Origin of the sequence: Dorea sp. 210702-DFI.3.125, from assembly GCF_020560945.1 — a bacterium.
GTDB classification, from domain to species: Bacteria; Bacillota; Clostridia; order Lachnospirales; family Lachnospiraceae; genus Dorea; species Dorea formicigenerans.
In genome coordinates this window covers 1-306 of record NZ_JAJCNF010000110.1, presented here as the reverse complement: position 1 = coordinate 306, position 306 = coordinate 1, and the positions used below count along the sequence as shown (strand labels likewise).

The following is a 306-nucleotide window of genomic DNA, read 5'->3' as shown; positions in this document are numbered from 1 at the left end:
CGATTTCTTTGATTAAGCGGTTAAGGGTGGCTGCGTCCAGCTCTGTGATGTTGGCGTATTCCTGAATGGCTTCCACCCATTGTTTTGCGTCATTGGCAAGCTGGACTTCATCGGACAGCCGCTTTCTGCCCTCGGACACTTTTGTTTTAAGTTCCGTCTGCTCGGTCTGTGTCTTTTCCAGCATGGTATTGAAATTCTGCTCACTGATACGCCCTGCAATCATATCCTCATACAGCCGCATGACCATTTTGTCCAGAACCTCAATCCGTTCCTCGTCCCTTGTAAGGGAGCGTTCCATTGCTTCCC

1 protein-coding gene is annotated in these 306 nt (G+C 49.7%); it reads right to left on the bottom strand.

Annotated features, from left to right (window positions below):
• The coding region (locus LI164_RS16520) for a DUF4368 domain-containing protein (protein ID WP_227087389.1) at nt 1–306 on the bottom strand (306 nt) is incomplete at both ends.